Raw genomic sequence first — 25,459 nt, 5'->3', positions numbered from 1 at the left:
TTCGCGCTCCTTATAGCGATAAACCACCGGCGGGTAAAAAAGATTTTTTCAATCGACGGATAAACAAAAGCAATAGCGCATCAATCGTCGGATGTCTTGTGCTTGTACTCGCACAGGTCTTCGATCCGGCAGCTCCCGCAACGGGGCTTGCGCGCCAGGCAGACGTAACGTCCATGCAGGATCAGCCAATGATGGGAATCCAGGAGGTATTCCTTGGGAACGAATTTCATCAGCTTCTTTTCCACTTCTACTACGTCCTTGCCCGGGGCCAGTCCAGTCCGGTTACTGACGCGGAAAATGTGCGTGTCGACTGCCATCGTCAATTGCCGGAAAGCGGTATTGAGCACCACGTTCGCAGTCTTGCGGCCGACGCCCGGAAGGGCTTCCAGCTCTTCGCGGGTCTGGGGGATCTCGCCGCCGTGGCGCTCGATCAGCAGGCGACAGGTCTCGATCACGTTTTTTGCCTTGCTGTTGAACAGCCCGATGGTCTTGATGTATTCGGACAGCCCTTCGACGCCCAGGGCATGGATCGCTTGTGGCGTATTGGCCACAGGAAACAATTTGGCCGTAGCCTTGTTGACGCCAACATCGGTGGATTGGGCCGACAGAATTACCGCGATCAGCAGCTCGAACGGAGAGGAGTAGGCCAGTTCGGTCTTCGGCTCCGGGTTGTCTTCATGAAAGCGACGAAATATTTCCAGGCGTTTTGCGGCGTTCATGGGCGCGGCTTTTCCTCTAGGGGTGAACGGGGCGGAGTGGAAGTCCAAGCTTGGTAGGCGGCGAGCAACAGGCCGAGCAGGATGAATCCGCCGGGGACGAGCAGGGCCAATGGGACGCCTGCGCCGATCATCTCGCGCAGAGCGCCCAGGCTGGTGATCAGCAGGCCGAATTGTCCCGCCAGCCTGAGATAAGCAAGCATGCGGGTCTCGACGACTGTCAGGCGTTCCAGTGTCACGCAGCTCAGCGCGATCCATCCGATATACAAACTCAACGCGTCGTGCCGTTCCAACATCCAGGCTTGTGCCAGCAAGTCTGCGCAAGCGGTCATTGTGGCTGCCAGGACGATGGATGCGAGGAGTTGCTGGCGGACTGAGAGGCGTGTCCTTAAAAATGTCATTGCCGAGCCGTGGGCGAGGCTGATCAAAACCCAGGCAACCCATAGGGCCAGCGCATTGACCAACGAGTCGCTGGCGCCTACCAGGGGAACGAGCACGAGGCCGCGGGACCAGGACGCAGGCTTAATCATGCTCTATCGCTCCGGTCAATTGAACCGTGTGCTCGTCGAAGTAACGCAGCGCATCGTGGACCGCTTCAAGGACTGCCCGGGACGTCACCGTCGCGCCAGCCAGTTGATCGAATTGGCCCTGGTCCTTCTTCAAGGCCCAACCTTCATCCGTTGGCGCCTGGCGCGTCTTGCCCTGGAACATCTGTAGCCAGCTGTTCGGCCAACCGGCGATCGCCGCGCCCAGGCCGGGGGTTTCCGACTGGCGCAGGGTTTTCACGCCCAGCAGTCGGCCGGTGGGGTCGATGGCGACCAATAATTCGATACTGCCTTCATAACCCAGTGCCTGACTGCGCAAGAGCACAGCCGTGGGCTGGCCGCCGCGGGTCGCCAGGTAACCGTTCAGCAGCGTGCTGTGGGGCAATACCACAGGGGCTGCGACAACAGACTGCGCGAGTGGCTGGTTGTCATATTGGCCGGCTGGCAACACGTCGAGCAACGTTCTGTTGGCGATGATTTGCCGCTGGGCTTCGATGCGCGCGGTGGTATTGATCTGCACAAGGTACGTGGCGCCGATACCGAGGCCGGCCAGCAAGGTCAGGATCGCAATGCCCGCGGTTTTCTTCATGTCGGCGACCGTCTTTGCCGCGCCTCGACGAAGCGGTCCAGTGCCGGGACACCGAGGTTCATCAACAGCACCGCAAACGCCACGCCATCCGGGAAGCCGCCCCAGGTGCGAATCAGATAGACCAGCAACCCCGCGCCTGCGCCGAACAACAACCGCGCAAGCGGCGTCCTGGCCCCGGACACGGGCTCGGTCACGATAAAAAACGCGCCCAGCATGGTCGCGCCGGTCAACAGGTGAAACAGCGGCGAGCCGTGGGAGTCGGAGCCAGACCCGTTCCAGCACAACAGGCTCACAGTAAACAGGCTGACAAGCATGCCCACCGGGGCGTGCCAACTGAACACGCGTTGTTGCAGCAGAAACAGGCCGCCAGCGAGGAAGGCCAGGTTGACCCACTCGACACCACGCCCACCCCAACGACCGAACGCCGGGTCACTGGCAAACAGTTCGTCGATGGTCAGGCTTCGATTGATTTGCAGGCTGTCCAGCGCAGTGGCGCCAGCCCATCCGTCGGGTGCCTGGGCAATGCCAGCAACGTGCCGCAACCCATCGCCCAGGCCGATGCCATGAAGCGTCGGCCATTGGCTCATGTGTTGGGGGAACGCCAACAGGACCAGGGCGTATCCCAGCATGGCCGGATTGAACGGATTGCTGCCGACCCCGCCCCACACATGTTTGCCAAACAACAAGGCGCAGGCGGTCGCTGTGACCGTCAGCCACCACGGGCTATAGGCCGGCAGGGCAACGGCCAACAAGGTGGCGCTGACCAGTGCGCTACCATCGCCCAGTGGCGGTTTGAGTGGGCGGCGTCGCAAACGCAGTACCAGCGCCTCGACCGCCAGTGCGGTGAGGCCGGACAGTAGCAGATTGAATATCACGCCCCAGCCATAAACCCACATCAAGGCCAGCACGCCCGGCAGGGTCGCCAGTAATACCCGGCCCATCGCCTGTCGCAGTCGCTCATCCAGCGGCTCAGGAAGCGGCATGGGCGGCCACCTGCCGTTCGGCGTCTTCCACGGCTTGCTCCAGCGCTTTCAATTGCTCATCCGAAGCGGAGGCGGCCCGGGCCTTGGCAAGCTCGGCGCGACGCATCGCCAGTTGGATCTTGGCCCGCTTGAGATCGGCGTCGTTTATCGGCGCAGGAGCTAGGGCAGCGGCTGGCGGCGTAGTGCTCTCCAGTTGGGCCAGCGCCTGTTCCGCCGCTTCGAACTGGCGTTGCAGGACGATCAATTGCGACTGCTGCTCGAACGTGGGCGGATGGCCGAACGCCTTCAAGGATTTGTTCAGTTGTGCCCGGCTCATGGCCAGGTCGATCTTGGCCTTCTTCAACGCGGCATCGGCACTGGCGGCTTTTTGCGCGCGCACTCGCTCCAGCGCGGCTTGCACCGGATCCAGGGGCTGGGCTTGAGCCTGAGCGTTGCGCTGGACCCGCGCCAGGCGCTCGGCCTGACGCTGCTCCTCTTCGCGACGCAGACGCGCGTTGCGCTGTTCAAAGCGCTGGCGGGCGTGGTTGCGCTTGGCGGCACGCGCTTGCAGCGCTTCGATGCTGAAGGCCAGGCCGCCGACGACCGGCAGCACGGTCTCCATCGGCAGTGGCCGCATTTCAATGCAGTCCACCGGGCAAGGCGCCACGCAGAGATCGCAGCCGGTGCATTCGTCGATGAGGACGGTGTGCATCAGTTTTGCCGCGCCGACAATCGCGTCCACCGGGCAGGCCTGGATGCATTTGGTGCAACCGATGCACTCGGCCTCACGGATAAAGGCGATCTGCGCCGGCGCTGAGCCGCGACTGGCGTCCAGTTCCAGCACGGGCACTTTCATCAGCTCGGCCAGGGCCGCGATGGTTTCATCGCCGCCGGGGGGGCATTTGTTGATCGGCTCGCCTTGGGCGATGCCTTCGGCGTAGGGCTTGCAGCCGGGATGGCCGCATTTGCCGCATTGGGTCTGCGGCAGCAGGGCGTCGATACTTTGGATCAGGTTCATGTCTTGACCAGCCCGCGTAATCCGAGGAAGGCCACCGCCATCAATCCGGCGCTGATCAACTGAATCGGCAGGCCCTGGAAGGGCAGGGGAATATCATTGTTGAAGGTACGCTGGCGCAAGTCGTCGAACAGGCTCAGCACCCACCAGAAGCCCAACCCGGCGCCCAAGCTGAAAGCCATCGCAGACCCCAGCCCCTGATCACTTCGTCCATTGAGCAACGCGACACCGAGGACACCGGCATTACCGAGCAACAGCGGCCACAAGCCATCGAACGGCAGTGAGGGCAGCCAGCGCGCCAGCAGGCGCAGCAACGGCGCGATCAGCAGCACGCTCAGCGGCAGCCAGGCGAATAACCGGAGCGATGTCAGCTGTGTCGGAGCCAACAGCCACGCGTCGACCATATAACCGAAGGTACCGACCATTAGCATCAGGCACGCCGTCGCCAGACCCAAGGCGTGGACTTGGCGCCTGCCCTTGGCCTCTAGCAGCGGATCGATGCCCAGCGGCCATTGCAACACAAGGTTGTTGATCAGGGCGGCGCTGAACAGGGAGAGGAGGATGTCGGTCATGGTCCGTTGGTGATGAGGAGCCTGTAAGCAAGATTAGGCATTATCCGGTACGCCGTGAGGGTGGGCCAGATATGAAAATCCCACAGTCGCTGGGAGGCGACTGTGGGATCGGTGCCGTACGCGATCGGATTATTTGATCCGTTGGCCCGGCTTGGCGCCGCTGTCCGGACTCAGCAAGTAGATCTCTTCACCGCCGGGGCCCGCCGCCATCACCATGCCCTCGGACATACCGAAACGCATTTTGCGTGGCTTGAGGTTGGCGATCATCATCGTCAACCGACCTTCAAGCTTGGCCGGGTCCGGGTAGGCGCTCTTGATGCCGGAGAACACGTTGCGTTGTTCATCGCCGATGTCCAGGGTCAGGCGCAGCAGTTTGTCCGCCCCTTCCACGGCCTCGGCCTTGACGATCAGTGCCACGCGCAGGTCGACCGCAGCGAAGGCGTCGAAGTCGATTTCCGGCGACAGCGGGTCCTTGGCCAACTCACCGTTGCCGCTCGGGCCGCCGGTATCGGTCTGGCTGGCGGCCAGGTCTTCCTTGGACGCGTCGATCATGGCCTGGACCTTGGTGGCGTCGATGCGGGTCATCAACGGCTTGAACTCGTTCAACTGATGGTTGCTCAGCAGGGTCTGGTGATCGGTCCAGGTCAGCGGCGCAACGTTGAGGAACGCCTCGGCATCGGCGGCCAGCAACGGCAGCACCGGCTTGAGGAAAATCACCAGCTGGCGGAACAGGTTGATGCCCAGGGCGCAGATGGCCTGGACTTCGTCCTGCTTGCCTTCCTGCTTGGCCAGCGACCACGGTGCCTTGTCGGCAATCCAGGCATTGGCGCGGTCGGCCAGGGCCATGATCTCGCGCATGGCACGGGCGAAGTCGCGGTTCTCGTAGGCGTCGGCGATGCCTGGCGCGGCGGCCAGGAAGGCGTCGGTCAGTTCCGGCGCGGCGTTCCCGGCCACCAGTAGACCGGCGTTGCCCTTATGGATGAAGCCGGCGCAACGGCTGGCAATGTTGACGACCTTGCCCACCAGGTCGGAGTTGACCTTCTGCACGAAGTCTTCGAGGTTCAGGTCCAGGTCGTCGACGCCACGGCCGAGCTTGGCCGCGTAGTAGTAGCGCAGGTATTCCGGCGACAGGTGATCCAAGTAGGTGCGCGCCTTGATGAAGGTGCCGCGGGACTTGGACATTTTCTGGCCGTTGACGGTCAGGTAGCCATGGACATTGATACCGGTCGGCTTGCGGAAACCGGCACCTTCGAGCATGGCCGGCCAGAACAGCGCGTGGAAGTTGACGATGTCCTTGCCGATGAAGTGATACACCTCGGCGGTGGAATCCTTGGCCCAGAACGCATCGAAGTCCAGCTCCGGTGTGCGGTCGCAAAGATTCTTGAAACTGGCCATGTAGCCGATCGGCGCGTCCAGCCACACGTAGAAATATTTGCCGGGTTCGCCGGGAATCTCGAAGCCGAAGTACGGCGCATCGCGGGAAATGTCCCACTCCTGCAAGCCCGAATCGAGCCACTCGGCGAGCTTGTTGGCGACCGCGTCCTGCAGCGTGCCGCTGCGGGTCCAGGTCTGCAGCATCTGCTGGAAGTCAGGCAGCTTGAAGAAGAAATGCTGGGAGTCCCTGAGCACCGGGGTAGCGCCGGAAATTGCCGACTTCGGGTCTTTCAAATCAGTCGGGGCGTAGGTGGCGCCGCATTTTTCGCAGTTGTCGCCGTACTGGTCTTCGGTGCCGCATTTCGGGCAGGTGCCCTTGATGAAGCGGTCGGCCAGGAACATCTTCTTTTCCGGGTCGAAATATTGGGTGACCGAACGGGTGGAAATATGCCCGGCGTCACGCAGCTTCAGGTAGATCTGGCTCGACAGCTCACGGTTTTCTTCGGCGTGAGTGGAGTGGAAGTTGTCGAAATCCACCAGGAACTCGGCAAAGTCGGCGCTGTGTTCAGCCTGGACATTGGCGATCAGTTGTTCCGGGGTAATGCCTTCCTTTTCCGCGCGCAGCATGATGGCCGAACCGTGGGCGTCGTCGGCGCAGACATAAATACATTGGTTGCCGCGATGTTTCTGGAAGCGCGTCCACATATCGGTCTGGATGTATTCCAGCATATGGCCAAGGTGAATCGAACCATTGGCATAGGGCAGGGCGCTGGTGACGAGGATCTTGCGTGGCTCGGACATGGGGCTCGGCTACTTGATGAAACGGAGGTCGGCCACTATAAAGCGCCGGGAAATATATTTCACCCCGCCGGCCTGTTTGTGGCGAGGGGATTTATCCCCGCTGGGTTGCGAAGCGACCCCAAAACCTGGCGCCTCGGTGAGTCAGGCTGATCGGGATCGAATGTTTTGGGACTGCTGCGCAGTCCAGCGGGGATAAATCCCCTCGCCACAAAAGGTGTTCGCACTGCTGTAATCGGGTCGCCACGCGGGAGCGTGCGGCGTAGGATAGCGACCTGTTTTTCAAGTCTTGCTATCGGAGTTGCCCATGAGCGCCGTCAATCGCGCAGCGGTGGAAGCCGTCCTTCGCCAGTACACCGACCCTTACCTGAACCAGGACCCGGTCAGCGCCGGATGCGTGCGTGCCATCGACATCCAGGGCGATCGCGTCAGTGTCCAGCTGGAAATCGGCTACGCCGCCGATCTGTTCAAGAACGGTTGGGCGCAAATGCTGCAGATGGCCATCGAAGGCCTGGACGGCGTGGCAGCCGCCAAAGTCGAGATCAACAGCGTGATCGCCGCGCACAAGGCCCAGGCCCAGGTGCCGGGGCTGGCGAACGTCAAGAACGTGATTGCCGTGGCGTCGGGCAAGGGCGGCGTGGGCAAGTCCACCACGGCCGCCAACCTGGCGCTGGCACTTGCCCGCGAAGGGGCAAAGGTGGGGATTCTCGATGCGGACATCTACGGTCCGAGCCAGGGCATCATGTTCGGCATCGCCGAGGGTACCCGCCCGCAGGTCAAGGATCAGAAATGGTTCGTGCCGCTGCAGTCCCACGGCGTCGAAGTCATGTCCATGGCCTTCCTGACCGACGACAACACGCCGATGGTCTGGCGCGGGCCGATGGTGTCCGGGGCCTTGCTGCAATTGGTCACGCAAACCGCCTGGGGCGACCTGGATTACCTGGTGATCGACATGCCCCCGGGCACCGGCGATATCCAGTTGACCCTGGCGCAGAAAGTCCCGGTGGCCGGCGCGGTGATTGTCACCACGCCCCAAGATCTCGCCCTGCTGGACGCGCGCAAGGGCGTGGAGATGTTCCGCAAGGTGAACATCCCGGTGCTGGGCGTGGTGGAAAACATGGCAGTGCACATCTGCTCGAACTGCGGGCACGCCGAGCACCTGTTCGGCGAAGGTGGCGGGGAAAAACTGGCGACCCAGTACGGCGTCGAGCTGTTGGCCTCGCTGCCGCTGTCGATGGTGATCCGCGAACAGGCCGACGGTGGCAAGCCGACCGTCATCGCCGAACCGGACAGCCAGATCGCCATGGTCTACCAGGAACTGGCCCGCCACGTCGGCGCGCGGATCGTGTTGCAGGAAGCCGCGTCACCGGCGATGCCGAACATCACCGTCAGCGACGATTGATGCTTTGAAACACAATCCCCTGTGGGAGCGAGCTTGCTCGCGATGGCGTCGGTTCAGTCAGCCTTGATGTGACTGATACTCTGCCATCGCGAGCAAGCTCGCTCCCACATGGGTTATGCGGTGGGTTTAGATGCGCATCCCGCCATCCATCTCCAGGATCCGACCGGTGTAGTAGTCGTTCTCGAAGATATAGGCGGCCGAATGGGCAATTTCCTCGGGTTTGCCCATGCGCTTGAGCGGGATTGCGGAGGTCATTCTTTCCAAGGCGTCGGGCTTCATGCCCAGGGTCATTTCGGTTTCGATGAAACCTGGCGCGATGCCTGCCACGCGGATGCCATAACGCGCCAGTTCCCTGGCCCAGGTCACGGTGGCGGCGACGACGCCGGCCTTGGCGGCGGAATAATTGGTCTGGCCGATATTGCCCGCGCGGGAGATCGACGAGATATTGATGATCGCGCCGCTGTTCTTCAGCTCGACCATTTTTGCCGCCACTTCACGGGTACACAGGAATACACCGGTGAGGTTGACGTCGATCACGGCTTGCCATTGGGCCAGGCTCATCTTGGTCATTTCGCCGTCCTTGACCTTGAGCAGCAGCCCATCACGCAGAATGCCTGCGTTGTTGATCAGGCCGTGAATCGCGCCGAAATCCTCTGCCACCCGGGCAACCATGTCGCTGACCTGCTCCTCGTTCGCCACGTTGCACACATAGGAACGGGCCTCGACACCCTTGGCGGCACAAGCGGCGACCGCCTGGTCGAGCTTTTCCTGATTGAGGTCGACCAGGGCGAGCTTCGCGCCCCTGCCAGCCAGATACTCCGCCATGGAGCGGCCCAGGCCCTGGCAACCGCCAGTGATAATGATTACTTTGTCGGTGAGTTGCATTCGCATGTCCCGGTGGCAGAACGTTAGAGGATTACCTTCATGGAGGCCTCTCGATCTGCGACGGTGTAGCCCGGCTGCACATGAGAACTGCCCCGACGGCGCACTGAAACATCCATCAGTCGCCTGTCCGTTTTTTAAACGGATTTCTTCAAAGGAGTCATAAATTGAGCGTTGACGTTGCCAAGCATGCCCGAGAATTGCTGCTCAAGGAATACCGGGGGATGCTCTCCACCCATTCCAAGTCGATGCCGGGTTTTCCGTTCGGCTCCGTTGTGCCGTATTGCCTGGACGAGCAGGGCCGGCCGTTGATCCTGATCAGCCGCATCGCCCAGCACACCCACAACCTGCAGAAAGATCCCAAGTGCTCGATGCTGGTAGGGGAGCGGGGCGCTGAGGATGTGCAGGCGGTGGGGCGCCTGACCTATCTGGCCGAGGCCCGCAGACTCGAAGACAGTATCGCGATCGAGGCCGCAGCCGAGCGTTACTACCGCTATTTTCCTGAGTCGCAGAACTACCACAAGGCCCACGATTTCGACTTCTGGGTCCTGGACCCGGTGCGCCATCGCTACATTGGCGGTTTCGGCGCCATTCACTGGATCGACCACCTCACCCTGGCCAATCCTTTCGCCGGCAAGGCCGAAGCCAGCATGATCGAACACATGAATGTCGATCACGCCAAGGCAATCGCCCATTACGTGGCGCTGACGGGGCTGCCGAAAACAGAACCGGCGCAATTGGTCGGCATCGACAGCGAAGGCATGCACCTGCGCATCGGGCAGGGATTGCATTGGCTCGCGTTCCCGAACCCTTGCAACACGCCGACACAAGTTCGCGAGGCCTTGGTTTATCTGGCCCACGCCGAGCAATGGCCAAAAAATGCCGAGGTTGGTGCTTGAATTCACGAAAGGGCGACGTCATCTAGGTTTTCATAGCAAGGCATTCTTGCGTTGAGGAACCTTTTGATGCGCCCTTTTTTGTTGCTCTTTCTGCTGTTCCCGGTGTTGGAGCTGTTCGTATTCGTCAAGGTCAGCGGTGCGATCGGGTTCTTCCCGGCGCTGTTGCTGGTCATTCTCGGTTCGATGCTCGGCGTGTTCGTGCTGCGCATCGCCGGTCTCGCCACGGCGCTGCGGGCCCGTGAAAGCCTGAGCCGTGGCGAGCTGCCTGCCCAGACCATGCTTGAAGGCCTGATGCTGGCCTTGGGCGGCGGCCTGTTGATCCTGCCAGGTTTCATCAGCGACGTGCTGGGCCTGGTCCTGCTGTTGCCGTTTACCCGCCGGTTGCTGGCCAACAAGATGCGCCAGCGCGCCGAAGATCAGGCGATGCGTCAGCGAGCCTTTGCCGATGATCTCCAACCTCGTGGCGGCCCGGCCCCCAGGGAGCCCGTAGGCCGCGAGCCGAACGTGATCGAAGGTGAATTCGAGCACCGCGATACCAAGTGAATATCCTGCGACACGGCACCTTCGGGTGCCGTGTCCGTTTTTGCCCGGATGAAGTAAAAATTTTCATCTCTTGCCCTTGTAATCGCCTTGCACGCCCTTATGTATGGGTCACCGCAAGGTTTCCGGTGGCGACACTGGACAGACTTCCGCGGTTCGCTTGACGAACCGCACCCCGGCTCCGCCGGCTTTTGTTAAACCCGCCGGGACTACACCGGCCGATGAAAACCAAAATTAGGAGAGATCGACAATGAAGCTTCGTCCTCTGCATGACCGCGTCGTCATCCGTCGCAGCGAAGAAGAGAAGAAAACCGCTGGCGGTATCGTCCTGCCAGGTTCGGCTGCCGAGAAAGCCAACCACGGTGAAGTTCTCGCTGTAGGTCCAGGCAAGGCACTGGAAAACGGTGAAGTACGTGCGCTGGCCGTGAAAGTGGGTGACAAGGTTGTGTTCGGCCCTTACTCCGGCAGCAACACTGTGAAAGTCGACGGCGAAGACCTGCTGGTAATGGGCGAGAGCGAAATCCTCGCCGTTCTCGAAGGCTGATTCCCCCGCTCATTTTCCCGCTACTAAAAAGTATTTAAGGAATATCGATCATGGCTGCTAAAGAAGTTAAATTCGGCGATTCCGCCCGCAAGAAAATGCTCGCCGGTGTCAACGTCCTGGCTGACGCAGTAAAAGCGACCCTGGGCCCGAAAGGCCGTAACGTGATCATCGAGAAGAGCTTCGGCGCTCCGACCATCACCAAGGACGGCGTTTCCGTAGCCAAGGAAATCGAGCTGAAAGATCGCTTCGAAAACATGGGTGCGCAACTGGTCAAAGACGTTGCCTCCCGTGCCAACGATGACGCCGGTGACGGTACTACCACCGCGACCGTACTGGCCCAGTCGATCGTCAACGAAGGCCTGAAAGCCGTCGCTGCCGGTATGAACCCGATGGACCTCAAGCGCGGCATCGACAAGGCGACCATCGCCATCGTCAAGGAACTGAAGGGCCTGGCCAAGCCATGCGCTGACTCCAAGGCAATCGCCCAGGTCGGTACCATCTCGGCCAACTCCGACAACTCCATCGGCGACATCATTGCCGAAGCCATGGAAAAAGTCGGCAAGGAAGGCGTGATCACCGTTGAAGAAGGCTCGGGCCTGGAAAACGAACTGTCGGTTGTAGAAGGCATGCAGTTCGACCGTGGCTACCTGTCGCCATACTTCGTCAACAAGCCAGACACCATGGTTGCCGAGCTGGACAGCCCGCTGATCCTGCTGGTCGACAAGAAGATCTCGAACATCCGCGAAATGCTGCCAGTGCTGGAAGCCGTTGCCAAAGCCGGTCGCCCACTGCTGATCGTGGCTGAAGACGTCGAAGGCGAAGCCTTGGCGACCCTGGTCGTGAACAACATGCGGGGTATCGTCAAGGTTGCTGCCGTCAAGGCACCAGGCTTCGGCGACCGTCGCAAGGCCATGCTGCAGGACATCGCCGTACTGACCGGCGGTACCGTTATCTCCGAAGAGATCGGCCTGAGCCTGGAAAGCACCACCCTGGAGCACCTGGGTAACGCCAAGCGCGTGATCCTGTCCAAGGAAAACACCACCGTGATCGACGGCGCTGGCAACGATGCCGATATCCAGGCGCGTGTGACCCAGATCCGCGCCCAGGTGGCCGAGACTTCGTCCGACTACGACCGTGAAAAACTGCAAGAGCGCCTGGCCAAGCTGTCCGGCGGTGTTGCGGTGATCAAGGTTGGTGCCGGTTCCGAAGTTGAAATGAAAGAGAAGAAAGCCCGCGTTGAAGACGCCCTGCACGCAACCCGCGCAGCCGTCGAAGAAGGCGTGGTACCTGGCGGTGGCGTGGCACTGGTTCGTGCCCTGCAAGCCATCAGCGAGCTGAAAGGCGACAACGATGACCAGAACGTCGGCATCCAGTTGCTGCGTCGCGCTGTTGAAGCACCGCTGCGCCAGATCGTTGCCAACTCCGGCGACGAGCCAAGCGTCGTGGTCGACAAGGTCAAGCAGGGTTCGGGTAACTACGGTTACAACGCTGCTACCGGCGAATACGGCGACATGATCGAAATGGGTATCCTGGACCCAGCCAAAGTGACTCGTTCGGCTCTGCAAGCAGCTTCGTCGATTGCCAGCCTGATGATCACCACCGAGGCGATGATCGCTGAAATCAAGGAAGACGCTCCAGCTGGCGGCGGCATGCCGGACATGGGCGGCATGGGTGGCATGGGCGGCATGATGTAAGCCAGCCTTACCCCTGTAGCGAAAAACCCCGCCTGCGAAAGCAAGCGGGGTTTTTTATTGCCCTGGATTCATGAAGCAACACCCCATTCCCCTGTGGGAGCGAGCTTGCTCGCGATGGCGGAGTATCAGTCGATGCTTGATTGACTGACCCACCGCCATCGCGAGCAAGCTCGCTCCCACAGAGTTACTGCACCATGTTCAGGCGTTGGCGGGTTGGCTCAGCGCTACGCGATCAGCCCTGGCGGCCGGCCGGTAGAGAATGAAGTAATAACACCCCAGGCAAATCAGCCAGCAGAACACCGCTGTCCACACATTGTGGGAAAAGAAATGCGCCCCCTGCATCATCCGGCCCACGGAGAAAACGGTGCCCAGTGAGAAGGCAAATATCAGCGATTGACGGGCCAGGCGCGGACGGCGGTCGCGCAGCACGAAAAACAGCGCAAACAACGTGAAACCCGTGGCGGCGTGTCCACCGGGCCAGCATCGGCCAGGCTTGTCGGTGGCTGGACGTGGGCTCAGCAATTCACTGTAGGTTTCCTTGCCACCGAATTCTTTCAGGCTCCAGGGGCATTGCACCGCGGTGACCGCCTTCAGGGGCGTGACAAAGGCCGTTGCCAGCGCGAGCGACAAGACCAGACAGCCCAGCTCGCGTTTGAAAGGTTTGAGTCGGGCGATAAAAAAAGAAGCGATGAACCCCAGGACGGCCAGAAGAGAGAATGCGATAACGAGCTGTTTGGCCCGGTCGTGCAGGATATCTTCAAGGAAAAAACTGTGCCGGCCGATGAATCCCCCGCCAGCGGAGTTGTAGAACAGACGGGCCAGGTCCATGTCCAGCGTGGTCAGTTCCAGTAACACCAGAATGACCGCGACCACGGCGGGAATACCCAGGGCGACCGGCACGTTCAGCGGTCTGGAAGCGGGGCGCAGGAGGGTGGAAACCATGGCGGTACCTTTAAGGGAATGTTCGTGAACAGCGCGTCGCGCGAAGTGTGGGCCGCGCAGCGTTGGCGAGGTGTGAATGTTCGGTGAAAAACTCGTCAATGCGGTCCAGTCCGTGCAATGCGCTCTACTGGTTCGCCCCGACACAGGCAGATACAACCCTAGCCGCGAGACACGCTTGGCCTTAAGCTGCGCGGGCCACGACGATTGCCTACGTGTGCAGAGGAGATGCCCATGCGAATTCTATTGGTCGAAGACAACCGTGACATCCTGGCCAACCTGGCCGACTACCTGGGGCTCAAGGGCTACACCGTCGATTGTGCCCAGGACGGTTTGTCGGGGCTGCACCTGGCCGCGACCGAACACTATGACTTGATCGTGCTCGACATCATGCTGCCGGGCATCGACGGCTACACGCTGTGCAAGCGTCTGCGCGAAGATGCCCGGCGAGATACGCCGGTGATCATGCTCACCGCGCGCGACCAATTGGATGATCGTTTGCAGGGCTTCAAATCCGGGGCCGACGATTATCTGGTCAAACCTTTCGCCTTGTCGGAGCTGGCGGCGCGGATCGAAGCGGTCATGCGTCGCGCCCAGGGCGGTGGTCGGCGCGCCTTGCAGGTCGGCGACCTGAGCTACGACCTCGATACCCTGGAGGTTACCCGCGAAGGCAAGCTGCTCAAGCTCAACCCCGTAGGGCTGAAGTTGCTGGCGGTACTGATGCAGAAAAGTCCTCATGTGCTGCGTCGCGAGATACTCGAGGAAGCCTTGTGGGGCGATGATTGCCCGGACAGCGATAGCCTGCGCAGCCACGTGCATCAACTGCGACAAGTGATCGACAAACCATTCGAAAAACCGCTGCTGCATACGGTGCACGGCGTCGGTTACCGCTTGGCCGAGGGCCGCGATGGAGTTTAAGCAAAGCCTTGCCCAGCGGATCATCATCGCGTTCGCGTTGATGAGCGCGTTGGTGGCGGGGGCCTTCGCCCTTGGCATCGTGGCAACGGTCCACCTGGTGGAAGAAAAACTGATTTCCGCCGGGCTCGGCGGCGACTTGCAACGCTTGCTGTTGATGGACAGCGTTTCCGACTGGAGTCATCGGCCCGAACCCGACCAGTTGTTCTATTTCAGCGGCGGCCCGGGTGACTTCGAGCTGCCCAAGGATCTCCGTCACCTCGACCGTGGCTTTCATGAGGTGTTTCGCGAACAACTGTCCTACCACGCCATGGTGGAGATCGTAGACGGTCGGCATTACGTGTTGCTGCAGGACCAGAGCGATTTCGAGGAGCGTGAACGGGTCCTGTTCGCCGTGGTGTTGGTGGGCTTCGTGCTCAGCCTCGCATTGGCAGTGTTCCTGGGGTGGGTGTTGGCCCGTCGGGTGATGGCGCCGGTCGTGCGCCTGGCCCGCCAGGTTCGGCATCGCGACCAGCTCCTCGGACTCGCGCCACCGCTGGCCCCGGACTATGCCGCCGACGAAGTGGGCGAGCTGGCCGTGGCGTTCGACGCTACGTTGGGCCGACTGCGCCAAGCCTTGACCCGTGAGCGGCTATTCACCAGTGACGTCAGCCATGAGTTGCGCACGCCATTGATGGTCTTGGCCACGTCCTGCGAACTGTTGTTGGAGAATCCGGCACTCGACCAGCGGGGGCGTACTCAGGTCGAACGCATCAACCGGGCCAGTGAAGAAATGCGCGAATTGGTGCAGACCTTCCTGATGCTTGCCCGGGCCCAGCGCGAAGACAACGGCATGGCACCCCGGCTGACGCTTGGTCAGGTCGCGGAAAACCTGCTCGGTGTATGGCGCGCTCCTATCGAATCCAAAGGGCTGGCGTTGATCTTCGAATCGGGGCAGCCCCTTGATACACCGTATAACGCCACCTTCCTCACAGCTGTCATGGGCAACCTGTTGCGCAATGCCTTGCATTACACCGATCAGGGGTTCATTCGTGTTTCGCTGACCGCGACAGGTTTCGTGGTCGAAGACAGCGGCGTGGGCATCCCCGAGGAGAAGCGCGAGGCGATGTTCGAGCCTTTCGTGCGAGGGAACGAAAAGCGCGGCGAAGGCCTGGGGCTGGGGCTGTCGTTGGTGCAACGGATTTGCGAGAACCAGGGTTGGACGGTCAGCCTCAGCACAATGGAACCCAATGGCTGCCGTTTCGAGGTAGAACTGAATCCGAAGGGCTGACACTGGTACTTGAAAAACCTTGAAACGATTCGTCAATTTTCGCGACGGATTTTTCACAAAGAGATGACATGCCGGTTCATAAGGTTGGGCATTCGTAACGGAGTGCCCCCATGTCGAAGACCGTCAAGCTGGATTTTTCCGAGAAATACGACGAGCAGCACGCCAAGCAATATTTTCTCAAGCATCGCAGTGGATTGAGCCGTCGTCTCTCCCACCATCGCGACCAACAACTAGCACGCCGCGCCCTGACCCTGGCGGGTGAGCCTGGCTTGGTGCTGGACCTGCCATGCGGAGCGGGGCGTTTCTGGCCCTTGCTGGCCGAAAAACCGAACCGGGTCATTATCGGTGCGGACAATTCCGAAGCCATGCTTCAAACCGCAATGAGCGCTCAGCCCGCCGATGTCGTAAAACGGGTACAACCTTTGCAGACTTCTGCGTTCGACATCGCCTTGCCTGATAACGCCGTCGATAGCATTTTTTGCATTCGCCTGCTCCACCACATCGGTGAACCCGCGCACCGCCTGGCGATTCTGCGGGAATTCGAGCGTGTCAGCCGGGACAGCGTGATCGTTTCATTGTGGGTCGATGGCAATTTCAAGGCCTGGAAACGCAAACGCGCGGAGCGAAAGCGTGGGCAGAAAGGCTACCAAAACCGATTTGTGTTACCTGCTGTTACGGTGGAGGAGGAATTTCGACAGGCCGGGTTTCGGATCCAGGAACAATTGGATTTCCTACCGCTTTATGCCATGTGGCGAGTTTATGTATTGCGCAAGGGGTAACGGGATGGCAGTGCAGGCAGCAGGAGCCCCAACGGCTTCTCATAGTTGCTTCGATCATTTTTGGAATCAGCGCGGCGAATGGGTGGAAGAGCCCAATACGCGCCGTGGCGGTGAAAGTGGCGTACAACGGATCAGCAGTAATGGCGAACTGTTGTATTCCAAGCGTCAGACGGGGCACATCTACCGCAGCCTGATGCATCCGTTTGGTCGCCCGACTGTGCTGCGTGAGCAGCGTGCGTTGTCGGCTCTGAGCGAGCTCAACGTCACGGTTCCCCAGATTTTTTTCTGCGGCGCCCAAAGAGACCCGGTGCATAAGTGGCGTGCGCTATTGGTGACTCACGCGATGGATGGCTTCCAGGAAATCGAACACTGGTATGCCGGAGGCGGACGCGAACGTCACGGCGAGGCCGTACATGACCATATCCTCCAGTCGTTGGCTGAAAACCTGGCTCGTATGCACAAGGGCCGCTGGCAACATGGATGCCTCTACATCAAGCATGTGTTTGTCCGCGTAACCGGAGAAGGCGAGTCGGCGAAGGCCGAAGTCGCCCTGTTGGATTTCGAGAAATGCCGACAACGCCTGACTGCCCGAAGCGCGGCCTCCCACGACATGAAGCAACTGCGGCGCCATTCGTCGTTTCGTGATTCCGACTGGAAAAAACTGGTCTACTTTTATGAGACGGCGTTTGGCAGCGCTATCAAAGGTTTATAGCGATGAAACTAGAAATTGCTAGAGGTTTGTTTCTAGTCGGAGCCCTGGCAGTTGCATCAATGGCGGTCGCGGTATGGGAGCAGCCCCGATCACAGATCCTCAGTGCCTCCAACCATACTTCCACCGTTGGCGCGCATTGCCCTTTGCCTCGAGTAGCAAAGGCGACGGATGCTATCCGACCGGATAACGATCTGTTGCTGTTCATGTTTGGCCTGTCCCAAGGCATGAAGCCTCAGAGTTGAGCGTCCTGATTCAAAACAAAGGCCTCGCATTTGCGAGGCCTTTGTTTTTTGCACCGTCACAGGTCTCAGTGTTTGTCGGCTTTGGCCAGCAAGGTGTAGACACAAGGCAACACGAACAACGTGAACAGGGTGCCGATCGACATGCCCGTGGCGATGACCGTGCCGATGTCGAAGCGGCTGACCGCTCCGGCGCCGGTGGCCAGGATCAACGGCACCATGCCGAATACCATTGCCGCGGTTGTCATCAGTACGGGCCGCAGTCGTATCGACGCGGCCTGCTCAACGGCATCGCGCGGGCTCAGGCCTTGTTCCTTGCGCAATTGGTTGGCGAACTCGACGATCAGGATACCGTGCTTGCTGATCAGTCCGATCAGCGTCACCAGCCCGACCTGGGTATAGATGTTCATGCTCGACCAGCCGAGGAACAGCGGAATCAGCGCGCCGCAAATGGATAACGGCACCGTGACCAGGATGACCAGTGGATCCCGGAAACTCTCGAACTGCGCGGCCAGCACCAGGAAGATGATCGCAAGCGCCAGGCCAAAGGTCACCCACAGCGCACTGCCTTCCTGTACGAACTGGCGCGAAGCTCCGGCGTAATCGAAGGCGAACCCCACCGGAGCTTCCTCGCGGGCAATCTGGCGGACGGTTTCAATGGCCTCGCCCATGCTCACGGTTGGAAAGCCTGAAATCGTCACCGCATTGAGCTGCTGGAACTGATTCAACTGGCGCGGTCGTGCCCGGTCGCTGACCTTGATCAGCGTCGACAGCGGGAGCGATTCGCCCTGGGTATTCTTTACGTAGTAATTGTTCAGCCAGTCCGGATTGTCCCGAAACGGTCGTTCGACCTGGGCAATTACTTTGTAGCTGCGCCCTTCCAGAGTGAAGCGGTTTATCTCGGACTCACCCAGCAGTGTTGCCAGGGTTCCGCCCAGGTCCTGCATTGACACGCCCATCTGGGCGGCCTTGGCGCGATCGATATCCACCACGACTTCGGGTTTGTCGAAGGCCAGGTCGATGTCCATGAAAGCGAATTTGCCGGACTCCAGCGCGCGTTTCTTGACCCGTTCGGCAATCTGCAGCAGCGTCGTGTAGTCCTTCGGCGAATTGATGACGAACTCGAAGGGCAAGCCTTCGCCGGTGCCTGGCAGCGAGGGCAGGTTGAAACCGAAGATCTGCAGGCCCGGGATGCCTTCCAGCTTGGCCTGGACCTCGGGCAGGATTTCCATCTGGGTGCGGCTGCGTTCGTTCCAGGGCTTGAGCAAGAAGCCGCCGATGCCTGACTGGACGCCGTTATAGCCGTTGATCTGGAAAGAGGAGTAGTACTCGGGGAACTCCTTGAAGATCGTGATGAAGTGATCGGTGTAGGCGTTCAGGTAATCGAGGTTGGTCGTCTTCGGCGCGTTGGCCATCATGAAGATGATGCCTTGGTCCTCGTCGGGCGCCAGTTCGGACTTGGTGAACATGATCAGCACGGGAATGAGCAACAGCACGATCACCGCGAATACCAGCACCACGGGCCGACTGTTGAGCGTGCCATGGAGCAGGCGTTGGTAACGGTTTTTCAGGCGTTCGAAAATCACGTCCAGTCGATGGGCCAGCCCCGTGGGATTCTCGTCATGGCGCAGGAGCATCGCGCACATCATGGGTGACAAGGTCAGCGCGACGATGCCTGAAATGACCACGGCGCCAGCCAGGGTCAAGGCGAACTCCTTGAACAATGCCCCCGTCAGGCCTTCAAGCAAGCCGATGGGCGCGTACACCGCCGCGAGGGTTATGGTCATCGAGACCACCGGCATGGCTATTTCCCGCGCGCCTTCAATGGCGGCGTCGAATGGGGTCTTGCCTTCCTCCATGTGTCGGTGGATGTTTTCCACGACCACGATGGCATCGTCCACCACCAGGCCGATGGCGAGCACCATGGCCAGCAGCGTCAGCAGGTTCATGGAGTAGCCCATCAACTGCATGAAGAACATGACGCCGATCATCGACAGTGGAATGGTCACTACCGGGATGAGCACCGAGCGCAAGGCTCCGAGGAACAGGAAGACCACGACGATGACGATCAGTACCGCCTCGAACAAGGTCTTCACTACCTCGTCGATGGAGGCCTGGATGAACAAAGTGGCGTCATAGGCGATCTCGGCCTTGAGGTTGGTCGGAAGCTGGGCTTCCATCTCCGGCATGATCTTGCGCACTTCCTTGATCACGTCCAGTGGGTTCGCGCCGGGCGTGGCCTTGATCCCGATGTATACCGAAGGCGTGCCGCCAAAGGAGCTGATGGTGTCGTAGTTTTCGGCGCCCATTTCCACGCGAGCGACGTCCCGCAGCAACACGCGGCTGTCCCCGGCGGTCTTCAGGGGGATCGCGGCGAACGCTTCGGCGGACTTGAGTTCGGTGTTGGCGTTGATACTGGTAACGACGTACTCGCCTTTCACTTCGCCGGCGGCAGAAAGAAAGTTCTGCTGGCGCACCGCATCGGTCACGTCGGCAGCCGTCAGCCCAAAGCCTGCGAGCTTGACAGGGTCCAGCCAAAGGCGCATGGCAAAGACCTGGTTGCCGAGAATCTCCGCCTCAGCCATGCCGGGCAGGGTTGCCAGTTTGGGCTGGATCACCCGTGACAGGTAGTCGGTGATCTGCGGATTGTTCAATTCCTTGCTGAAGAAACTGATGTACATCAGCGCCGAGGCGTCGGCAGCCTCTCGGCTGAGAACGGGGTCCTCGGCGTCCTGGGGCAGCTGGTTCTTGACCTCGTTGGCCTTGGCCAGCAGTTCGGTAAAGAGCCGGTCGCTGTTGGAGCCGATACGGGCATAGACCGAGATCACCGAGAAATTCTGTCGGCTGACCGAGGTCATGTAGTCGATGCCTTCGGCACTGGCCAGGCTTTGTTGCATTGGCTGGGTGATATAGCCCTGGATAGTCTCGGCATTGGCGCCGGGGTAGGCGGTGGTCACCGTGATCAGGGCGTTTTCCATCTGCGGATACTGGCGCAGGGGCAACTTGCTCCAGGCCTGGAAGCCCAGCAGCACGATCAACAGGCTGACCACGGTGGCGAGCACCGGGCGGCGGATGAACGGATCGGTAAAAGCCATGGGGGTTCCTTGATCAGTCCGCGCGCGGCGTGCTGTTCTGTTCGGTCAGGGTCTTGTCGTCGCTGATGGCGATGGACGTGCCGTTGTCGAGCTTGAGCTGGCCGGCAATCACCACGTCTTCACCGCTGTGCACGCCCTTGGTCACCAGGACCTGCCCGTCGCGACGCTCACCCGTCTCGACGAAGCGCCGCTCGGCGATCAGGACCGGCTGGCCCTTGTCATCTTTCTCGACGCTGCCATCGGCGGCTTTCTTCTGGGTGACCACGTACATCGAGTTGCCATAGAGCGTGTAGGTCACGGCGCTCTCCGGCACGACGATGCCGGCGGCCACGTCTGGCAAGACGACCTGCAGGTTGGCAAACATGCCGGGCAACAACTTGCCATCGGGGTTGGCAAGGGTGGCGCGCACCAGCACATTGCGGGTGCTGTCCTCGACCTTGGGGTTTATGGCGCTGATGGTGCCGACGAATGTCTGGCCTGGGTAGGCCGAGACACTGACGTTGACCGTTTGGGCAACGGCGAGCCGAGGCACCGTCTGTTCCGGGACATAGAAATCCACGTACAGGCTACTGAGGTCCTGCAGGGTGGCGATCACCGTGCCGCTGGCCAGGTAATCGCCAACGTCCACCTGACGAATGCCGATGGTGCCGCTGAAAGGCGCGACGATGTGTTTCTTCGCCAGCGATGCCTTGAGCTGGTTGACCGTGGCCTGGTTCTTCTTCAACTGGGCCGCAAGCCGATCGAACTCGCCTTTGGAAATCGCCTGGCTGCCGACCAGTTGTCGACCCCGGCCGAAATCCAGCTGCGACAGGCCAAGGTCGGCCTGGGCGGTTTCCAGCAGGGCGCTTTCGACTTCGCTGTCCAGTTGCAGGAGCGGTTGGCCGGCCTTGACCTTTTGCCCCGATTCGAACTGCAGCTTTTGCACCGTGCCGGCGATCTCCAGGCTCAGGTCAACGCCTTGCAAGGCCTTCAGGCTGCCGACGGTGGGCAGGCGAGACTGCCAGGGTTGCTCGGTGGCCTTGGCCACGGCAACGCTGACGGGCGGTTTCGGGACAGAAAACATCTGGATCTGCTGGTAGATGGAGAAGGCCTTGTAGCCTGCCAGCAACAGCACCACCAGCAGGACAACACCCAACATGATCAGCATGCGGCGTCGCAGCATGTTCCACTTCCTTGGAAAAGAGCTGAGAGAAAATACAGATAGGCGGGCACATTACCCTGTGCGCTCGGGGTATTCCAGATGCTGGCGGGACGGTGGGGCGTAGGACTCTTCTGAAAAGTCATAGCGCCCGGCACCGCCCCCCGCTCAGACCAGATGCAGATGGTTGTCCCAGAGCCCCGCCGGCAGGTCCAGCGGTTTTGCAACCAATTGTGATTGCCGGCAATCGTAATAGCGGCAACGCCCCTGGCCCGATGTCACGACGAAACCGTCGGCCACCGCGCCCACCCCGGCGCAATCCGGCAAAGGCGCGTCCAGGCGAACCTCGCCACTGTCCAGGTCCCAGATGAAAAAGCGATTGCCCCGTGGCGCCGTCAGGGCCACCAGGCGCAGTTCGCTGTGCACGGCGACGCTGGCGGTGTAGTGCCCCATGGCCTGCAACTGATGTTCGGGCACCGGGAACGCCTGGAAAGGTTGGCCCGGTCGCTTGATTGCCAGCAGTTCCGACGGCTCATGTGCGGCGCCCATGAATTGCTGGCCGGAGACGATGGTCCCGTCGCTGGCGATGCCCAAATGGCGCACGCTGTTCATCTGCTGGGCGAGGGTTTCCTTGCTCAGCAGCGTGCCATCGCGCTGCATCAACACCAGGCTCGGCTCCATGGCGTCAAGGTTCATTTCGACCCGACTTTCGGCCTCGGTGCGAATGCCGCCGTTGGCAACGACCAATGTCTCGCCGTCAGGCATCCATGACACTTGGTGGGGGCCAATGCCGTGGGTGGAGATTTCGCCGCTGTGGACCAGCCGCTCGCCTTCGAAACGATACACGCCCAACAGGCCGCGCCCCGGGTCGCGGGTGTCGTTCTCTGTGGCGTACAACCACTCGCCACTCTTGTGGATCACCGCGTGACCGTAGAAATGCCGGTTCGGTAACGAGGCGATGGTCTGCAACAGTGTCCCGTCGCGCAGGTCGATCAGATAGCTTTCGGTGCCTGGACGGCGGGCAACGAACAGCGCGATCGGCAGCGTCGGGTGGTTGATGATGTCATGGCAACGCTGGCCGACCCGGGTGGCGAACACCCGGGTGCCGTCCAGTCGATAGCCGACGGCGAAGTGATTGCCATCGCCATCGTCCCGTGCCGAAAGCAGTAGCGCACGCTTGTCCTTTTGCTTGAACAGCGTCCAGCCGCCCAGGGTAACGGCACCCAGCAGCATACTGCCGAGTGCCAGAGCCTGACGTCGAAACATGATCAGTCACCGTCGTTGGCGTTGAAGCCCAGTTGAATGCCCAGCGCCTTGGCCAGTTCGCCCTCGTGCAGGCGGTGGACGACGTTGAGGCTGTCGTACAAATCGTTGAGTTGCTGGCGCCCGGCGTCGTCGTTGAGCATGTCGGTCAGTGAGCGCTGGCTGCTGGCGAACAGCTTCAACGAGGCATCGTAGGCAGCATCGATCTTGTCCGCCAATGGCTTCTGGTCGCTTGGCAGCAGACCGCGCAGGCCTTTGTTGTCGACGCCGACCCACACGGTCCTGGCGGCGCTCAGGCTGGCTTCCAGACCTTGCAGTGACGATTGGCTGCGCCAGGCATCGGCCTGGAACGGTTGCGGCACGCCCTTGCTCTGGCGGCCCATTGGAGTGCCAAGTTTTTTCTTCAAGGTGTCCAGGGCAGTGACCTGGACCCGCAGCAGATCAGCGATTGCCTCGTGGGAATCGGCGTAGCGCTGGTTAGGAAACTTGCTCATCTGGGCGAGCATGCCGTCGTTGGTGTTCCAACGGGACAGGATCTCTTCGGCCAGTTGCTTCTGGCGTTCACCAATGGCGGTAAGCAGTGGGCAGTACTTGGCTTTCTGGGCGCTGTCGGCCATGTCGATCTTGGCGTCGAACAGCAGGTATTCGTAGGCGGAGAGCCCTTGCACGACAACACTGGATTTGGCCAGGCCGGCGGCGTCGATCTGCGGCTCGCTGTTGACCAATTGCTCGACCTGGCGGCCGACCAGGTTTTTCTTGTCCGGCCAGAACTGCACTTGCCAGGCGCGGTTGCCCTCGGCCAGTGGACCGATCAGCAGTGGTTGCAGTTCGGCCCAGGCTTTTTGTGCCTTGAGAAAGTCGGCGCGGGCGGTCTCCAGGGTTTCCTTGCCTTGGCAGAACGCCAAGGCACTGCTCGCCAATTGCCGGTCTGCCTCGACCCAGCGGCTGTAGGTCGGCAGGATCACTTGCTTGGCAATGGCAGCCGACGTGACCGCCTGGGGATCCTGGGGCGAGCAGGCGCCGAGGGCGATGGCGGCGAGGCTGGTGAACAACAGCTTGGGACGGAACATGTCGGGCTCCCGTTTCAGGAAATAACGTTAAAGGGAATTCAGGAAAGCCAACAGCGCAGCGCGCTGCTCGGCGTTGAAAGCCAAGACCTGTCGCTGCGCCGCCTGGGCCTCGCCGCCATGCCAGAGCACGGCTTCGAGGAGGTTGCGGGCGCGACCGTCGTGCAGGAACTGGGTATGACCGCTGACGGTTTCGGTCAGGCCGATACCCCATAACGGCGGAGTCCGCCAGTCGCGGCCGCTGGCCTGGAACTCGCTGCGGTTGTCAGCCAGCCCTTCACCCATGTCGTGCAGCAGCAAATCGGTGTATGGGCGGATGACCTGGTTCGCCAGCTCCGGCTCGGCAGCGTTGGCGGATGTGGTGTATTGGGGGGTGTGACAGGACTGGCAACCCGCCTGGAAAAACAGATTCTTGCCCGCCAGCACTTGGGGCGAGTTCACGTCGCGACGGGCCGGCACGGCGAGGTTGCGGCTGTAGAACAACACCAGGCGCAGAATGTTGTCGCTGACCTCCGGCTCGCCCTTCGGACCGTTGCCGTTGGGCGCGCGCTTGCAATCGACCTGGGCCTCGGTGCAATCGTCGAACGGACGCAGGCTGGTCGTCAGGCCCATGTCGCCGGAAAACGCATGGACGTTCTGTTGATTGAGGTTCGGCTGCCCGGCCTTCCAGCCGAAACGCCCCGGCACGGTCTTTTGCTGGATATCGTCCCAGACCCTGTTCGGACGGCCAGCAATACCGTTTTTGTCCCGTGCCTGAGCCTGCGCATTCGCCAGGATGGCGTCGTCGGGGATGGCCTCGAGCAAACCCAGGCCGATCATCGGCGGTGCGACGCGGGCCGAAAAACGCGTGTCGGGGTGCATCGGGCCATAACCCAGCTGGGTAATCTGCAGGTTCGGCTTGCGCAGTTCCACGACGGTGCCGTCGTTGAAACGCACCGGGACTGGCGAGTAATCGACCCGCACCTTGCCTTCCGGCGCAACGCCTGGCACGGACATGTCTTGCAATTGCCCGCCGTAGGTCGGTTCCGGCACGACGCCGAGCTGTTCGATGACCTTCGCGTAGGGTGGCGCGTCCGGAATCGACAGGCGCACCAGCATCGATACCGCGCTGGTTGCGTCTGGTGCGGGCGGGTGGCCGCGACCGTCCTTGATATGACAGTTCTGACAGGCATTGGTGTTGAACAAGGGACCGAGGCCATCGCGGGCAGTCGTCGTCGAAGGAGCGATCACCCAAGGGCTGCGGAAGAAACTGTTACCGACGCTGAAATCCACGCGCCGCGAGGGCGGCAGGTTGGCCGAAGGCAGGGAAAAGGCATTCTGGTCGGCCTTGCGTACCGTCGCGTTGCCACCGGACTTGGCTTCGCCGGGCTCGGCCTGGGTGAAACGCGGGGCGTCATCGCAGGCACTCAGGCCCAAGGCCAACAGCAGAGCGCATAAGCGAAGAGGCAACGACGGCATCGGGAATCCTGCGGGACGAGTGAAACGCGGGCGCAAAGTCTAACAGGGCAGG

The 25,459-nt window shown here is 61.0% G+C and carries 24 protein-coding genes; 10 read left to right on the top strand and 14 right to left on the bottom strand.

The features are described 5' to 3' along the window. Positions 1 to 80: 80 nt before the first annotated feature. The 7 genes from nth to metG form a co-directional block, all read right to left on the bottom strand. Positions 81 to 719, bottom strand: coding sequence for an endonuclease III (nth, locus tag Q7C33_RS00980; RefSeq protein ID WP_030142526.1), 639 nt, complete (start codon positions 717 to 719; stop codon positions 81 to 83). Further along, positions 716 to 1,246, bottom strand: coding sequence for an Rnf-Nqr domain containing protein (locus Q7C33_RS00975; protein ID WP_217861387.1), 531 nt, complete (start codon positions 1,244 to 1,246; stop codon positions 716 to 718). Before Q7C33_RS00975 ends, nth begins: the two co-directional genes overlap by 4 nt. Next, a complete protein-coding gene (locus tag Q7C33_RS00970; RefSeq protein WP_198797944.1) occupies positions 1,239 to 1,850 on the bottom strand; it encodes an RnfABCDGE type electron transport complex subunit G in 612 nt (203 codons plus the stop codon). The genes Q7C33_RS00975 and Q7C33_RS00970 overlap by 8 nt, the downstream gene beginning before the upstream one ends. Further along, the gene (locus Q7C33_RS00965; protein WP_323154682.1) at positions 1,847 to 2,833 is read right to left on the bottom strand and encodes an RnfABCDGE type electron transport complex subunit D; all 987 of its coding nucleotides are present in this window, start codon (positions 2,831 to 2,833) and stop codon (positions 1,847 to 1,849) included. Before Q7C33_RS00965 ends, Q7C33_RS00970 begins: the two co-directional genes overlap by 4 nt. Further along, positions 2,820 to 3,830: an electron transport complex subunit RsxB gene (rsxB, locus tag Q7C33_RS00960; RefSeq protein WP_407682686.1), complete on the bottom strand. Its 1,011-nt coding sequence runs from the start codon at positions 3,828 to 3,830 to the stop codon at positions 2,820 to 2,822. The genes Q7C33_RS00965 and rsxB overlap by 14 nt, the downstream gene beginning before the upstream one ends. Beyond that, on the bottom strand, positions 3,827 to 4,399 hold the full coding sequence (locus tag Q7C33_RS00955) for an Rnf-Nqr domain containing protein (RefSeq protein ID WP_407682685.1): 573 nt from the start codon (positions 4,397 to 4,399) through the stop codon (positions 3,827 to 3,829). The genes rsxB and Q7C33_RS00955 overlap by 4 nt, the downstream gene beginning before the upstream one ends. Before the next feature lie 129 nt (positions 4,400 to 4,528). Next, positions 4,529 to 6,574 (bottom strand): methionine--tRNA ligase, encoded by a 2,046-nt coding sequence (gene metG / locus Q7C33_RS00950; RefSeq protein ID WP_407682684.1) that lies wholly within the window; start codon positions 6,572 to 6,574, stop codon positions 4,529 to 4,531. 304 nt (positions 6,575 to 6,878) lie between these two features. On the opposite strand from metG, the gene apbC reads away from it, so the two are divergent. Then, a complete protein-coding gene (gene apbC / locus Q7C33_RS00945; RefSeq protein WP_030142519.1) occupies positions 6,879 to 7,973 on the top strand; it encodes an iron-sulfur cluster carrier protein ApbC in 1,095 nt (364 codons plus the stop codon). A 126-nt stretch (positions 7,974 to 8,099) separates the two neighbouring features. Here the strand turns inward: apbC and Q7C33_RS00940 are convergent, their stop codons facing one another. Continuing rightward, positions 8,100 to 8,858: an SDR family oxidoreductase gene (locus tag Q7C33_RS00940; protein ID WP_030142518.1), complete on the bottom strand. Its 759-nt coding sequence runs from the start codon at positions 8,856 to 8,858 to the stop codon at positions 8,100 to 8,102. 164 nt (positions 8,859 to 9,022) lie between these two features. Between Q7C33_RS00940 and Q7C33_RS00935 the strand changes: the two genes are divergently transcribed. The 4 genes from Q7C33_RS00935 (at position 9,023) to groL (ending at position 12,532) form a co-directional block, all read left to right on the top strand. Continuing rightward, positions 9,023 to 9,754, top strand: a complete 732-nt coding sequence (locus Q7C33_RS00935) for a HugZ family pyridoxamine 5'-phosphate oxidase (protein ID WP_407682683.1) — start codon at positions 9,023 to 9,025, stop codon at positions 9,752 to 9,754. 66 nt (positions 9,755 to 9,820) lie between these two features. Next, complete coding sequence (locus Q7C33_RS00930) at positions 9,821 to 10,297, top strand: FxsA family protein (protein ID WP_030142516.1); 477 nt, start codon at positions 9,821 to 9,823, stop codon at positions 10,295 to 10,297. Between the two features lie 247 nt (positions 10,298 to 10,544). Beyond that, the gene (locus Q7C33_RS00925) at positions 10,545 to 10,838 is read left to right on the top strand and encodes a co-chaperone GroES (RefSeq protein ID WP_030142515.1); all 294 of its coding nucleotides are present in this window, start codon (positions 10,545 to 10,547) and stop codon (positions 10,836 to 10,838) included. Between the two features lie 50 nt (positions 10,839 to 10,888). Continuing rightward, positions 10,889 to 12,532, top strand: coding sequence for a chaperonin GroEL (gene groL / locus Q7C33_RS00920; protein ID WP_030142514.1), 1,644 nt, complete (start codon positions 10,889 to 10,891; stop codon positions 12,530 to 12,532). A 198-nt stretch (positions 12,533 to 12,730) separates the two neighbouring features. Here groL and Q7C33_RS00915 read toward each other — a convergent pair whose 3' ends face one another. Further along, on the bottom strand, positions 12,731 to 13,474 hold the full coding sequence (locus Q7C33_RS00915) for a phosphatase PAP2 family protein (protein ID WP_030142513.1): 744 nt from the start codon (positions 13,472 to 13,474) through the stop codon (positions 12,731 to 12,733). Between the two features lie 231 nt (positions 13,475 to 13,705). On the opposite strand from Q7C33_RS00915, the gene colR reads away from it, so the two are divergent. The 5 genes from colR to Q7C33_RS00890 all read left to right on the top strand — a co-directional run bounded on the left by colR (position 13,706) and on the right by Q7C33_RS00890 (position 17,389). Further along, positions 13,706 to 14,389, top strand: a complete 684-nt coding sequence (gene colR, locus Q7C33_RS00910; protein ID WP_030142512.1) for a two-component system response regulator ColR — start codon at positions 13,706 to 13,708, stop codon at positions 14,387 to 14,389. Continuing rightward, entirely contained in the window at positions 14,379 to 15,656 is a 1,278-nt protein-coding gene (locus Q7C33_RS00905) for a sensor histidine kinase (protein WP_407682682.1), read from the top strand. Before colR ends, Q7C33_RS00905 begins: the two co-directional genes overlap by 11 nt. 110 nt (positions 15,657 to 15,766) lie before the next feature. Beyond that, entirely contained in the window at positions 15,767 to 16,435 is a 669-nt protein-coding gene (locus tag Q7C33_RS00900) for a class I SAM-dependent methyltransferase (protein ID WP_030142510.1), read from the top strand. Between the two features lie 4 nt (positions 16,436 to 16,439). Beyond that, positions 16,440 to 17,147, top strand: coding sequence for a lipopolysaccharide kinase InaA family protein (locus Q7C33_RS00895; protein WP_407682681.1), 708 nt, complete (start codon positions 16,440 to 16,442; stop codon positions 17,145 to 17,147). Positions 17,148 to 17,149: 2 nt separating this feature from the next. Continuing rightward, positions 17,150 to 17,389 carry a hypothetical protein gene (locus Q7C33_RS00890; protein WP_030142508.1) on the top strand — a complete coding sequence of 80 codons (240 nt, stop codon included), beginning with the start codon at positions 17,150 to 17,152 and terminating at the stop codon, positions 17,387 to 17,389. A 65-nt stretch (positions 17,390 to 17,454) separates the two neighbouring features. Here Q7C33_RS00890 and Q7C33_RS00885 read toward each other — a convergent pair whose 3' ends face one another. The 5 genes from Q7C33_RS00885 to Q7C33_RS00865 form a co-directional block, all read right to left on the bottom strand. After that, on the bottom strand, positions 17,455 to 20,481 hold the full coding sequence (locus tag Q7C33_RS00885) for a multidrug efflux RND transporter permease subunit (protein WP_030142507.1): 3,027 nt from the start codon (positions 20,479 to 20,481) through the stop codon (positions 17,455 to 17,457). A gap of 13 nt (positions 20,482 to 20,494) precedes the next feature. Further along, positions 20,495 to 21,643: an efflux RND transporter periplasmic adaptor subunit gene (locus Q7C33_RS00880; protein ID WP_217861393.1), complete on the bottom strand. Its 1,149-nt coding sequence runs from the start codon at positions 21,641 to 21,643 to the stop codon at positions 20,495 to 20,497. 144 nt (positions 21,644 to 21,787) lie between these two features. Beyond that, positions 21,788 to 22,885: a DUF1513 domain-containing protein gene (locus Q7C33_RS00875; protein ID WP_407682680.1), complete on the bottom strand. Its 1,098-nt coding sequence runs from the start codon at positions 22,883 to 22,885 to the stop codon at positions 21,788 to 21,790. Between the two features lie 2 nt (positions 22,886 to 22,887). Continuing rightward, complete coding sequence (locus tag Q7C33_RS00870) at positions 22,888 to 23,952, bottom strand: imelysin family protein (RefSeq protein ID WP_030142505.1); 1,065 nt, start codon at positions 23,950 to 23,952, stop codon at positions 22,888 to 22,890. 27 nt (positions 23,953 to 23,979) lie between these two features. Further along, positions 23,980 to 25,407, bottom strand: coding sequence for a di-heme oxidoreductase family protein (locus Q7C33_RS00865; RefSeq protein WP_407682679.1), 1,428 nt, complete (start codon positions 25,405 to 25,407; stop codon positions 23,980 to 23,982). Positions 25,408 to 25,459: the final 52 nt, after the last annotated feature.

Origin of the sequence: Pseudomonas sp. BP11-1-1 (assembly GCF_052112105.1) — a bacterium.
GTDB lineage: Bacteria > Pseudomonadota > Gammaproteobacteria > Pseudomonadales > Pseudomonadaceae > Aquipseudomonas > Aquipseudomonas alvandae.
The sequence above is the reverse complement of the archived record's forward strand: the minus strand, read 5'-3'. Positions and strand labels throughout refer to the sequence as shown.